We start from the raw sequence: 11,978 nt of genomic DNA, 5'->3' as shown, positions 1-11,978 counted from the left end.
ACCTTATTAGCTTATTAAAATTTACAACCATCAAAACTTTTATTTTACAGAAAATGCAAATTGATAATGTAAAAGAATGAGAGATAAAAATCAATAAGGTAATAAAGTTATTATTCTGCCATTGGTAATATATTACTAAGGTTAAAAAAATAAGGTTTATATTTGAAAAACCTTATTTAAAAAAAGAAAACCTTAGTAACCCAAAAACTAAATAAAAACGGGACCTTATTAGCTTATTAAAAAATCTATTGTCATGAAAATTGAATATAATAATTTGTATACTCATTTTGTTTTTTGTACTTACAAACGTTTACCACTAATCAGGGAAGAAAATCGAGAACGAATAGAAAAATATATAACAGGTATCGTCAATAACAACGACTGTCAATTATACGCTATTTATGCAAATCCGGAACATATTCATTTTTTAGTATCCAGAAATCCCAATATTTCAGAAGAATTATTGGCATCAATCGTAGAAAATAGTTCCGAAAAATTTATTAATGACAATAAATTGTGTGTAGGGAAATTTGAATGGCAAAAATCCTGTTCTGCTTTTTCCGTATCAAAAAGAGATGTAGATAAAGTTTGTAAATACATATTAAACCAAAAAGAACATCACAGGAAAAAAACTTTTGCCGAAGAATATGACGAATTCATAAAATTCTATCAACAAACTATTGATAAAGAAAAAATTATTACAAAAGAAAAATAAGGTAATAAGGTTAATTTTATTCTGCTAATTCAGGTTACTAAGGTTATTGATTGAAAAATAAGGTTTTTACGAAAGATTCATGTTGTTAATCTTTGTTTTGATAATGAACCTTAGTAACTATAATAGTGAAATGAAAAATAACCTTATTACCTTATTTTGTTTATAAGTTGTAATCTCAGTTTTTTATATCTTACAAGCGACATAATAGACCTTAGTAACTATTGTGTAATTTTTGGCACAAGTTACGTTACACTAAACTTGCACCAGTGGAGAGCCCCCCTGCCTTGCCTTTCAGGCAAAGTATAATTGGTAGCTGCTGACGCAAGCTGCGTTTCGCTTGCATATATATCATTATAAGGTTTCTCATGTGAGAAGCCTTATTTTTTACTACTTTTGTACCATAACTTTTATAAGCTATGTATACAAAAGTAGTTTTGATAACGGGTGCAAGTTCCGGCATTGGGTTGGAAGTGGCAAAGCAACTTGCCGAAAAAGAGGTACGCGTATATGCCTGCTCGCGGCGGGGTGCTATTCAAGGTCTTAGCAAGGAGCAGGAAAACAACATCTTCGCTCTGAAAATGGATGTCAATAAAGAGAAAGATATTCACGCCGTTATTTCCCAAATATTGGAACAGAATAACCGTCTGGATGCTGTTATCTGTAATGCCGGAAACGGCATCGGAGGTTCTATAGAGGATACCTCGGAACAGGAAGTGCGTTACCAGATGGAAACAAATTTTTTTGGTACGGTAAAAACCATTCAGGCTTGCTTACCTGTGTTCCGTAAGCAAGGTTACGGAAAAATCATGGCAACTTCGTCTGTTGCAGCTATTGTACCTATCCCCTATCAGGCTTTTTATTCGGCCGGAAAATCTGCTGTTTCCATCTTTATGCAAGCACTGTATATGGAAACTAAACAGTTTGGCATACAATGCTGTACGGTACTTCCGGGCGATACTAAAACGGATTTTACTTCGACCCGAAAATATACCGATAAATCGCAGGATTCTGCTTACTCTACCCGAATGAAAAAATCGGTAAGCAAAATGGAAAGGGATGAACAAAACGGGATGAAAGCCTCGTTTGTAGCCCGTAAAATGGTAAATCAAATTATGCGTAAACGAATGAAACTTACCGTAATACCCGGACTGCAATATAAGTTGATATGTGGAGTTTTCCCCATCATCCCCACCCGGTTGCGGCTGTGGATAGTAGGAAAATTGTATTAATCACATCGCTCGTTTATGCTATCAACAAGTTGTTGAAAACTGTTGATAAATGGCTAAAAGAAATATTGAAAATAAATTTGCAGATTCGAGAACCAATTCTTTATAGCAGTTGTTCTGAAAATACAAAATAAGTTAGCACGTTTTTTGAAATTATTTTTTAACCCGTTTTTTCACGTTTTCAATACCGGTCGTCGAAAAAACTTTCTAACTTTGCCATTATCAACAGCGTGTTGATAAAGTTTGTAAATGGATTGTTTCTCAAAATATTATAAAAAATAATATTGTCGATATATCAATCCGTTTATCTTAATAATGAAAAATAGAAGTTTTCAGAGATATTTTTATCAACCTTATCAACAACCTATAATTACTAAAATAAATATTTTAAAAAAAAGAATAAAGAATAATATTATAATTTCTTTTGTTTAAAACCTGAATATGGAAAAAGAAAAATTGATAGAAGAAATAAACCGGCTTAGGAAAGAAAAAAATGCTGTTATCATGGCTCATTACTACCAAGTGGGCGATATACAGGATATAGCCGACTATGTGGGTGATAGCCTGGCATTGGCACAATGGGCTGCTAAAACCGATGCGGATATAATAGTATTGTGTGGAGTGCATTTTATGGGCGAAACAGCTAAGATTCTTTCGCCCGACAAAAAAGTGCTTGTTCCTGATTTGGAAGCAGGATGTTCGCTGGCCGACAGCTGTCCGGCCGATAAATTTGAGGAATTTGTAAAAGCGCATCCCGACCATACTGTAATATCTTATGTAAATACTACTGCTGCGGTAAAAGCACTGACCGATGTGGTGGTAACTTCTACCAATGCCAAAAAAATAGTAGACCAATTCCCCGAAGATGCAAAATTGATTTTTGGTCCCGACAGGAATCTTGGAAATTATATCAATAGCGTGACAGGACGCTCTATGTTGCTTTGGGATGGTGCTTGCCATGTGCATGAACAGTTTTCGCTCGAAAGGCTCTTAAAACTCAAGGAAACGCATCCTGAGGCAATTGTACTGGCTCACCCTGAGTGTAAACAGCAGGTATTAATGTTGGCCGATTTTATAGGTTCTACTCAGGCTTTATTAAATTATGCTACCAGCTCGGATAAAAAGGAATTTATAGTGGCTACTGAGTCGGGTATTTTGCACGAAATGCAAAAGAAAAATCCTGATAAGACGTTTATTCCTGTTCCGCCTAATGATAGTACCTGTGCTTGCAACGAATGTGTTTTTATGCGCTTGAATACACTCGAAAAATTGTATAAATGCCTGCGCGACGAACAGCCCGAAATACTGGTAGACGAAGAAATACGTAAGAAAGCAGTAAAACCTATTCTCCGCATGTTGGAGATGAGTTGAAAAGTTATAAATTTAGAATGATGGAAGTAAAATCAGATAAATCGCTGCAGTTGTATTCGCAAAAGTCGATAGCTTTATCTACATTTTTTGGAAGTCCGCTGGCTGCCGGGATATTAATTCGCCGGAATTGTATTAATTTAGGAAACAAAAGACAAGGGCTTTATGCTTTGGTTATAAGTATTGTTTTTACTGTTTTATTGTTTGGTGTTTCATTTGCTATTCCCGACGATATTGCCGAAAAAATTCCGAATTTTGTTGTACCATTAGCCTATACGGGAATTATTTATCTGATAGTGGAAAAGATACAAGGAGCACAACTGAAAAGACATGAAATAAATAAAGAACCTTTTTATTCGGCTTGGAGAGCTTTAGGTGTAGGTGTTGTTTGCTTATTGGTTATTATGGCAAGCATTTTTACTTATGTTTGGTTTTTTCAGTCTGAGAATTGGGACGTTAAAACTTATGATAAAGGCTTGGCCGAATTTACTGAAAATGAAAATGAAGCTTTGGAATTGTACGATATGTTTGAGTATGCAAAGGATTACCGGATTATTGATTTTATAAAGAATACAGGTATTCCTAAGTGGGAGGAGAATATAAAAATAATGGAGGAACTAAACAAAATAGAGGGTATTACTCCCGAATTTATTAAGCAAAATCGGTTATTAATAGAATATTGTAATCTGAGGATTGAATCGTATGAGTTGCTTTTAGAATCTGTTGAAAACAAGGCTATAGATAATAAGTTTGAAATAGATGATATTTATTTAAAAATAGATAAAATATTAAACGAATTAAAATAGTTTAGTAGTATTTTCAAATAAGAATGGGGAACTTAAAATCACTTCTCGAAAAACGTTTTTCGGTTCGTTCGTATCAGGCTAAAAAGGTAGAGAGGGAAAAAATAGAGTATATTCTGGAATGTGCCCGCCTTTCGCCTTCGGCTGTGAATTATCAGCCTTGGGTGTTTATTATAGCTCAGTCTGACGAAGTAAAGACGAAAATGCAGGAATCATATAACAGGGAATGGTTTGCCGGAGCCGATTGTTATATTGTGGCGTGTGGAAATCACGATGAGGGCTGGAAACGTTCGGATGGTAAAGATTTTACTGATATTGATGTTTCCATAGCTTGTACGAGTATATGTCTGGCTGCTGAAGAAACAGGCTTGGGAACCTGCTGGGTTGGTAATTTTGATAAGACAGTTTTACGCCGGAATTTAGAGTTGCCCGAATACATAGAGCCTATTGCTGTATTTCCGTTGGGTTATCCTGCCGGGGATTTAAAAATTGCGGAAAAGAAACGAAAAACCCCGGACAACATAGTAAAATGGAAATAAATAAAACGGTATTAACGGGGCAAATGCTTCGTTTTTTTATTGTATTACATGCAAAACGCTCCGTTAGGAGTGTATACAGTTGAATTTTAATAAGTACATGGTCTTAATTAGTTTTTATTTTTTGCCACATAGGTTCAGTTAGTTTCCACATAGGTACACATAGCTTATATGTGATTTCTACTGTGTTTCTATGTGTTTTAGTATGTGTGTCCTATGTGAGCTAAATAATGTAAGTTAATATCTGATAAGACCGATTTTTGAAGTATAATTTTAGTACAGTTGCCCTATAAGAAACAGGGACTTTGATAGAAATTTTTTATCTTTGTAAAAATGACCTTGATAATGGGCTACGGAGGACACGCACTACATATGATAAAAGTACTGGCTCAAAACAGGGATTTGAGAAAGGCAAACCGTGCAAAAATCAAAGAAACTCACTCGGCTTACTCCAGACCATCAAAAAATCATAAATCGCTGGAAATTAAAAGAAAAGATATTTCGGCAGAAGAATTGGAAAAAATAAATTCTGAAATGAAACTAAAGATAAAGAAACAAGAACAAAAAGAGAGAATAATTGCCCTGGTAGTCACTTTTGTTGTTTTAGTTGCAATGTTTCTTTTCATTTATTCTAAAATCAGATGAACGATAAAATCAGGTATAGCTTAATAATTTTATTTGTATCCTGCTGCTTCATTAGCAATGCCCAAACAGTAAATTATTCCCCTGCATATTTTGGACCGAATGCCAATCCTGTGCCCGAATTTACTGACGCTGCTATCCCTGCAAAAACCACTATCAGGCTTTCGGGCGACTATTACTTCGGATTTGGCGACCGTACAGGCAATATTGTTTTCGCTGCCGAAGTACCTTTGTTGGCCAAGCGTGTTTCGCTAAAAGTGTGGGTACCCATGTTCGAAAACTACAAGGTAACGCAAGCTGTGTACGACGAACGTAATATGGAAGGAGGAGAGCTATCGGGAGCAGCAAGAGGCGGGGATTTTTACGTTCAGACACGGATACTTATTCTTCCTGAAAAAAAATACGCTCCAAGCATTATTCTGAATAGTACGCTGAAAACAGCTTCGGGTACAAATTTCGGTCAGAGGCGTTATTTTGATACGCCCGGATATTATTTTGATGTAGAAATAGGAAAATCCATCCATCTGAAAAACAAATTGTTGAGTGAGATAAGAGCAGTAGCAGATCTTGGATTCCTGTGCTGGGAAACCACCGGAAGTACCCAAAATGATGCCCCTATGTATGGCGGAAAAATAATTCTTTCGAACCGCCTCATCGACTTTGAAAACACATTGTCTGGTTATTACGGATGGATAGATAATGGCGATAAACCCCTCGTTTACAGCTCAAAACTTAACTTCAAGCAACCCAATTTCAATATATTTGCACAGTATCAATATGGGATAAATGATTTTCCGTATCATCATATACAGCTAGGGGTAGCTTTTGTACTATCGAAGCTGACTCCAAAGTATAATCTATCCAAATAAATACTACTTATTTTATTACTTTTGCATTCTGAAAAATAATAAAAATGATAAAACGGAAAGATATAGAAATAATGGCTCCTGCAGGCTCGTGGGAGAGCCTGTCGGCAGCTATTCAGGCGGGAGCCGATTCGGTATATTTCGGCATCGAAAAACTGAATATGCGAAGCCGATCGAGCAGTAATTTTACTACCGACGACCTACGCGAAATAGTGCATACGTGTAACGAAAACAACGTAAAGAGCTACCTCACCGTTAATACAATTATGTACGACGAGGATTTAGCCCTGATGCGCGAAATCATTGATATAGCAAAAGAATCGGGAGTATCGGCAATCATTGCCGCCGATGTAGCCGCCATGCTGTATGCTAACAAGGTAGGGGTGGAGGTGCACCTCTCAACCCAACTCAACATATCGAATGCCGAAGCCTTAAAGTTTTACGCCCAGTTTGCCGATGTGGTGGTGTTGGCGCGCGAGTTGAACATGAATCAGGTAGGGCATATACACGAGATAATAGAAAAAGAAAACATACGTGGACGAAACGGCGGGTTGATACGGGTAGAAATGTTTTGTCATGGGGCATTGTGCATGGCCGTTTCGGGCAAATGCTACCTGAGCCTGCACGAAATGAACGCTTCGGCCAACCGAGGAGCCTGCATGCAAATATGCCGCCGTGGATACAACGTAAAGGACAAGGAAACCGAAATAGAACTGGACATTGAGAATGAATACATCATGTCGCCAAAGGACTTGAAAACGATTCATTTCATCAACAAGATGCTGGATTCGGGAGTACGTGTTTTCAAAATCGAAGGGCGTGCACGTGGGGCAGAATATGTGAAAACGGTTGTATCATGCTATAAAGAAGCTATCGAAGCATACCTTGAAGGTACGTTTACCGACGAAAAAATAGCGGATTGGGACAAACGCCTTTCGCGCGTTTTTAACCGGGGTTTCTGGAACGGGTACTATCTTGGTCAGCGATTGGGCGAATGGAGCTCAAATTACGGCTCGGAGGCCACTCACCGCAAAGTTTATCTTGGCAAGGTAACCAATTATTTCGGAAAAATAGGAGTTGCCGAGGTGCATCTGGAAACCCAGAGCCTTTCGGTAGGCGACGAAATACTGATAACGGGCGAAACTACCGGAGCTTACGAAGATATTATAGAAGAAATACGGGTAGATTTAAAACCTGTGGAAACAGCCAAAAAAGGCGATTTCCTTTCGCTGAAAACAAAAGGACTTGTACGGAGAAATGACAAAGTATTTAAGATAGTTGCCGCCGAAAAAGTAAAAAAGTCGTTGCAATAATAGGTTTTTAAAAATAGTTTAATCATGAAAAAAACAAATTTACATTTTATTTTTACCTTCTTATTTCTTACCATTTTCAGCTCCGGCTATTCCTTTGCTCAGGATAGTTACAATTTCAATCATGGCCCCTATCTGCAAGGATTGACCGAAAAAGAGGTAAGTATATATTTCACCACATCGGCAAAAGGATTTTCGCATATTGAACTCCGAAACGGGGAGAATGGAGATATTACAAAGCACTACACCTATGTGAACGGGCTTGTACAGGCAAACAATACGATGAACACTATAAAAATAGATGGACTTGAGCCTGATACAAAATACGAATACAGGCTCATATCAAAAGAAATGACCGATTTTCAGCCGTATAAAGTTACCTATGGCGACAGTATCAGTTCAGAGTGGTATCAGTTCAAAACTTTTAACCCTAAGGCTAAATCAGCCTCTTTTATAGCTACCAGCGATATTCACGACGATGCTAAGAAATATTCTGACCTGCTCTCGTACCTGCCTGTAGATAAAGCCGAAATTGTTTTTCTGCTGGGTGATATTATGAGCTATTTTCATAAGCCCGACCAGCCTTATACAAGTTTTATAGATGTGTCGGTAGATAAATTTGCTACCGAAAAACCATTCGTTATAGTAAGGGGAAATCACGAAACACGCGGACATCTGGCACGCGAATATGATAACTTTGTATACCGTCAGGATGGACATTATTACGGGGTATACACTCTGGGGAATACAGTAGTGGTGATGCTCGACTCGGGCGAGGACAAACCTGATACACACCCCGTATATGCAGGAATCACCGCCTTTGACCAATACCGCGCCGAACAGGTGGAATGGCTGAAAGAGGTGGTAAAATCGAAAGAATACAAAAGCGCAAAACACCGTATTGTAATGGTACATATCCCGCCATTGTCAAAAAACAGGAAAAACCAGGCCGAAAAGATACAGCGCGATACCGACCACGGCACGCAACAAATGAACGACCTCTTTATGCCTATACTGAATAAAGCTAAAGTAGATTTGATGATAAGCGGACATACCCACCGCCATTTCATACTCGAAGAAGAAAAAGGAGTAAACAATTTTCCCATTTTAGTGAACGATAATAAAAGCGCTTCGTTTGTTACCGTAGATGATAATGGAATACACGTAAAAACTGTAAATAACAAGGGAGAAACAACACTGGAACGCACTTTCTAAAACAGGCGAAAGCGGAAAGTAAAAAGGTAAAAGTACTGAATCAAATGATATACTTTTACCTTTTTACTTTAAATTATTGTTATTTTCCCGGAGGAGCAGAATCTTTGCTGGCGTGCATAGTGGAAATGAAAGCCTCCGAATCAATTTCTTTTACTTCGTTCTTAAGCTGAGGCATATCTTTACGCTCCACAATAGTGAAAATTATGTCCTTTTCCTTCCCCTCATACATACCCCTACCGTGAATAAAAGTGCCACGCAAGTGCATCTTATCCACAATAAGCTCTTTTATTTCCTGAGGTTTGCGCGATACAATAAAAACCGCCCTGTTAGGATTCTCTGTCTGAAACATCTCAACCACTTTACCATATACAAAAATGGTAAACCACGAATACAGAGGAACAGTCCAGTCCTGAAATGCAAACAGCCCGAAAAGCACTATTACAGAATCGAGGATAATAATCAGATTACTTACCTTCATGTTAGAATAAACAGCAATAACACGCGCTAATACATCCGTTCCGGCACTGGTGCTGCCTGCTTTAAACACACAAACCACCCCAAGCCCCAATATAGCACCTCCGTAAAAAGCCGATATAAAATTATCATTTGCCAACAAGGGCTCGGTTAAAAAATAAGAAAGCCCATCGGTAAACGCTGATATCAGCAAAAAAGTAACCACCGTTTTAGGGCCCGACGATAAGCCGAGCTTTTTGATGGCAAGAATAAGTAGAGGAACATTGAAAAAAAGTGCTGTAATACCCATAGGCAATCCATCGGGTAAAAAGGAAAAAACTCCTTTGGTCAGATGGTGAAGAACAATAGAAATACCATAAACTCCACCCGGAACAATTTTGTAAGGTGCCAAAAAAAGCACATAGCTGAGGGCTTGCAAAAAAGCACCTACTACAATAAGAGAATAATCGATAAAAAAACTCTTTCCTGACAGAGATTTTTTTAAATTAGTTTTTGGTTTCATGTATTAGACTAAATAAGGCATTGTATTACGAAAAGTGTGGCGCAAAGATATATAAAATAAGTATTGAATGTATTACTATTTTGTACCAAAAAAGGAGTACAATTAAAAATTATACTCCTTTATAGTTAAGCCACTTAAAACCGAAAAACCGATATTAAGCCCCTGTCCATCCGCCATCTACTGTGACCACCGTTCCGTTCACAAATTTAGCCTCGTCGCTTGCCAAGAAAACCACTACATTTGCCACATCACGAGGGTCGCCCATAGGCCCTTCGGCTACATACTTATTCAACGCACCTATTCCCTTCATATCCGGATTTTTCAGCGTATTGCCAATGTTTGTATTTACGCCACCGGGAGCCACTGCCACTGCACGTATATTATCTTCGCGGTAAACCGACGCAATATTTTTTGTTAAACCTATTACAGCATGCTTGCTGGCAACATAGCTCACACCTCCACGTGCGCCAAACATACCACCAACCGAAGCTGTATTGATAATAACACCCGGTTTCTTCTCTTTCAGCCAATAGTTGATACACAATTGCGATAACATAGCAGGTGCTTTCACATTCACATTCATCACCCTGTCCCAGGTATCTACGTTAAAATCGCCTACAGTCATAAAATTATCGAGGATCCCCGCATTATTAATCAAAATATCAACTGTGCCAAACTTCTCAATAGTCTTATCCACCAAAATTTTTAAATCTTCCTGCTTACTAACATCGGTTTTTACCCCTAACACACAAGGACTTATTTTTTCGATATCAGAAACTACACGTTTCACCGAATCCTCGTTCAAATCGGCCACTACTACTTTAATATGCTTCTCGGCGTACAGCTTTGCTATAGCTTCGCCCATTCCGGAACCTGCTCCGGTAATAATTGCTACTCTTCCTTTCAAACATTCCATAGTCATAAGTTTTATTTAATTAAATATTAATTTCTCTGCTTGTCTGTTTTATTAATACAAATTGCGAAGCAGTTTAGTTCACCAAAACTCGAAAATACTTTCAAAAAATTATCTCCCACTTTATTTTTCCTAATGGAGAAATAAAATGGGAGATAGAGGGAAGGAGCCATTTGGTGAGAGTTTTACACCCTCACTACCTCAACTTTTTATTTATCTGTTGTCAACTTCCTGATTTGCATATTTAGCTATATATAATATCCTCATACAAATCTTTCAACCGTTCGCGCAAGTGCAACACAGCATACCTCTTTCGCGATATAAGCGTATTGACAGGAATACCTGTGGATTCAGAAATCTCCTTGAAAGAGAATCCCTGCATTTCGGTCAGCTCGAAAACCGTCCTTTGTTCCTCAGGTAATTCATCCAATGCCGCATCAAGCTCCTCCCATACCAGCGATTGCAGATACACCGTTTCGGGCGTATCATTAGTGCTGGTAAGTATCTCCGAAATATCACTCAGAAACTCATCGTCCGAATCGGCCTTGTCATCAAGTATCAGTTTTTCTTTTTTCTTGCGGCTACGGTCTATTATCTGGTTACGTGCCACCGAATAAAGCCATGATGATATCTGCTCGATGGGATTTTCATCCAGATCTGTTTTCGAAAGGTTGTAAAAAACATTCTGTAAAATGTCTTCGGCATCCTCTTTGAAAGAGACTCTTCGCGAGATAAATCCCTTTAATTCAGCCTGATGTTCCTCATATATTTTCCCTACATCCGTTTCATTGATAGCTTTAACGGTTTTTTGCTCTCTTTTCGACATCAATTAGAAACAGTTATTAAGTAGTTTCAGCCGTTCCTTCTGCATTTTTTTCCGCTCTTGGGTTATTATAATCCCAACAGTCTCTCTCAAATCCCTTCATCCGGTTGCGGATATATTCACGCCTTTCGTCGGGCGACATGCCATCCATTTTTTCATGAAAGTGATCGTGGAAATGCATCATTTTTTCATGATTCATATGTCCCCATTTCTTTGATTTACGGGCAAACATATACCCGCCACCTAATGGGAGCATTTTTCCAAACCCGCCAATCAACAGTTTGCACAAAACCAACAATCCTGCCGACTGCCAGTAATTAATGGCGCTCCAACCGATGATTGCCGGAATAAGGGCATTCCACAGCAACATAACTATAGCCGCCACTCCGGCAAAAACCACAAGGAATATCAATAAGCCCAATGCTTTTTTTTCACTTCTATTTCTCATTTTATAATCTGATTTTTGTTTTTAATAAATAGAGTTTATATTCAATAGTCTATTATAAAGCTTATTTATAAATGATTATAGTATTAAAAGCTCCCGTAGGGAGCAAAGTTTGGTAATGTACAAATTACTCAATAATC

Annotated in this window: 13 protein-coding genes; 9 read left to right on the top strand and 4 right to left on the bottom strand. The window is 38.0% G+C overall.

The window, feature by feature from the left end:
- The first annotated feature begins 253 nt into the window (after positions 1–253).
- The 9 genes from tnpA to D0T49_RS09415 all read left to right on the top strand — a co-directional run bounded on the left by tnpA (position 254) and on the right by D0T49_RS09415 (position 8,681).
- Positions 254–715: an IS200/IS605 family transposase gene (tnpA, locus tag D0T49_RS09455; RefSeq protein ID WP_163630746.1), complete on the top strand. Its 462-nt coding sequence runs from the start codon at positions 254–256 to the stop codon at positions 713–715.
- A 416-nt stretch (positions 716–1,131) separates the two neighbouring features.
- Entirely contained in the window at positions 1,132–1,944 is an 813-nt protein-coding gene (locus tag D0T49_RS09450) for an SDR family oxidoreductase (RefSeq protein ID WP_163630744.1), read from the top strand.
- A gap of 438 nt (positions 1,945–2,382) precedes the next feature.
- Positions 2,383–3,312: a quinolinate synthase NadA gene (nadA, locus tag D0T49_RS09445; RefSeq protein ID WP_163630742.1), complete on the top strand. Its 930-nt coding sequence runs from the start codon at positions 2,383–2,385 to the stop codon at positions 3,310–3,312.
- A 17-nt stretch (positions 3,313–3,329) separates the two neighbouring features.
- The gene (locus tag D0T49_RS09440; protein WP_163630740.1) at positions 3,330–4,115 is read left to right on the top strand and encodes a hypothetical protein; all 786 of its coding nucleotides are present in this window, start codon (positions 3,330–3,332) and stop codon (positions 4,113–4,115) included.
- Positions 4,116–4,138: 23 nt separating this feature from the next.
- The gene (locus tag D0T49_RS09435; RefSeq protein WP_163630738.1) at positions 4,139–4,651 is read left to right on the top strand and encodes a nitroreductase family protein; all 513 of its coding nucleotides are present in this window, start codon (positions 4,139–4,141) and stop codon (positions 4,649–4,651) included.
- Positions 4,652–4,981: 330 nt separating this feature from the next.
- Positions 4,982–5,293, top strand: a complete 312-nt coding sequence (locus tag D0T49_RS09430) for a hypothetical protein (protein ID WP_163630736.1) — start codon at positions 4,982–4,984, stop codon at positions 5,291–5,293.
- Complete coding sequence (locus D0T49_RS09425) at positions 5,290–6,159, top strand: hypothetical protein (RefSeq protein ID WP_163630734.1); 870 nt, start codon at positions 5,290–5,292, stop codon at positions 6,157–6,159. The genes D0T49_RS09430 and D0T49_RS09425 overlap by 4 nt, the downstream gene beginning before the upstream one ends.
- Before the next feature lie 44 nt (positions 6,160–6,203).
- The gene (locus tag D0T49_RS09420; RefSeq protein ID WP_163630733.1) at positions 6,204–7,469 is read left to right on the top strand and encodes a peptidase U32 family protein; all 1,266 of its coding nucleotides are present in this window, start codon (positions 6,204–6,206) and stop codon (positions 7,467–7,469) included.
- Between the two features lie 24 nt (positions 7,470–7,493).
- Positions 7,494–8,681, top strand: coding sequence for an FN3 domain-containing metallophosphoesterase family protein (locus tag D0T49_RS09415; RefSeq protein WP_163630731.1), 1,188 nt, complete (start codon positions 7,494–7,496; stop codon positions 8,679–8,681).
- Between the two features lie 79 nt (positions 8,682–8,760).
- Here the strand turns inward: D0T49_RS09415 and D0T49_RS09410 are convergent, their stop codons facing one another.
- From D0T49_RS09410 to D0T49_RS09395, 4 genes are all read right to left on the bottom strand, one after another.
- A complete protein-coding gene (locus tag D0T49_RS09410; RefSeq protein WP_163630729.1) occupies positions 8,761–9,657 on the bottom strand; it encodes a YitT family protein in 897 nt (298 codons plus the stop codon).
- Positions 9,658–9,811: 154 nt separating this feature from the next.
- A complete protein-coding gene (locus tag D0T49_RS09405) occupies positions 9,812–10,573 on the bottom strand; it encodes a glucose 1-dehydrogenase (protein WP_163630727.1) in 762 nt (253 codons plus the stop codon).
- 241 nt (positions 10,574–10,814) lie between these two features.
- Positions 10,815–11,396, bottom strand: a complete 582-nt coding sequence (locus tag D0T49_RS09400; protein ID WP_163630725.1) for an RNA polymerase sigma factor — start codon at positions 11,394–11,396, stop codon at positions 10,815–10,817.
- 16 nt (positions 11,397–11,412) lie between these two features.
- Positions 11,413–11,841: a hypothetical protein gene (locus D0T49_RS09395; protein ID WP_163630723.1), complete on the bottom strand. Its 429-nt coding sequence runs from the start codon at positions 11,839–11,841 to the stop codon at positions 11,413–11,415.
- Between the last annotated feature and the right edge of the window lie 137 nt (positions 11,842–11,978).

Origin of the sequence: Paludibacter sp. 221 (assembly GCF_010501035.1) — a bacterium.
In the GTDB taxonomy this organism is placed as follows: domain Bacteria; phylum Bacteroidota; class Bacteroidia; order Bacteroidales; family Paludibacteraceae; genus QVMH01.
Note: the sequence above shows the minus strand (reverse complement) of the source record. Positions and strands in the feature narration are given on the sequence as shown.

Bases quoted from the DNA above. Each gene is read 5' to 3' on its own strand.
- D0T49_RS09395 (WP_163630723.1), bottom strand. From the start codon at position 11,841: ATGAGAAATAGAAGTGAAAAAAAAGCATTGGGCTTATTGATATTCCTT.
- D0T49_RS09430 (WP_163630736.1), top strand. From the start codon at position 4,982: ATGACCTTGATAATGGGCTACGGAGGACACGCACTACATATGATAAAA.
- D0T49_RS09415 (WP_163630731.1), top strand. From the start codon at position 7,494: ATGAAAAAAACAAATTTACATTTTATTTTTACCTTCTTATTTCTTACC.
- D0T49_RS09405 (WP_163630727.1), bottom strand. From the start codon at position 10,573: ATGGAATGTTTGAAAGGAAGAGTAGCAATTATTACCGGAGCAGGTTCC.
- D0T49_RS09400 (WP_163630725.1), bottom strand. From the start codon at position 11,396: ATGTCGAAAAGAGAGCAAAAAACCGTTAAAGCTATCAATGAAACGGAT.
- D0T49_RS09420 (WP_163630733.1), top strand. From the start codon at position 6,204: ATGATAAAACGGAAAGATATAGAAATAATGGCTCCTGCAGGCTCGTGG.
- D0T49_RS09440 (WP_163630740.1), top strand. From the start codon at position 3,330: ATGATGGAAGTAAAATCAGATAAATCGCTGCAGTTGTATTCGCAAAAG.
- D0T49_RS09410 (WP_163630729.1), bottom strand. From the start codon at position 9,657: ATGAAACCAAAAACTAATTTAAAAAAATCTCTGTCAGGAAAGAGTTTT.
- D0T49_RS09450 (WP_163630744.1), top strand. From the start codon at position 1,132: ATGTATACAAAAGTAGTTTTGATAACGGGTGCAAGTTCCGGCATTGGG.
- nadA (WP_163630742.1), top strand. From the start codon at position 2,383: ATGGAAAAAGAAAAATTGATAGAAGAAATAAACCGGCTTAGGAAAGAA.
- D0T49_RS09425 (WP_163630734.1), top strand. From the start codon at position 5,290: ATGAACGATAAAATCAGGTATAGCTTAATAATTTTATTTGTATCCTGC.
- tnpA (WP_163630746.1), top strand. From the start codon at position 254: ATGAAAATTGAATATAATAATTTGTATACTCATTTTGTTTTTTGTACT.
- D0T49_RS09435 (WP_163630738.1), top strand. From the start codon at position 4,139: ATGGGGAACTTAAAATCACTTCTCGAAAAACGTTTTTCGGTTCGTTCG.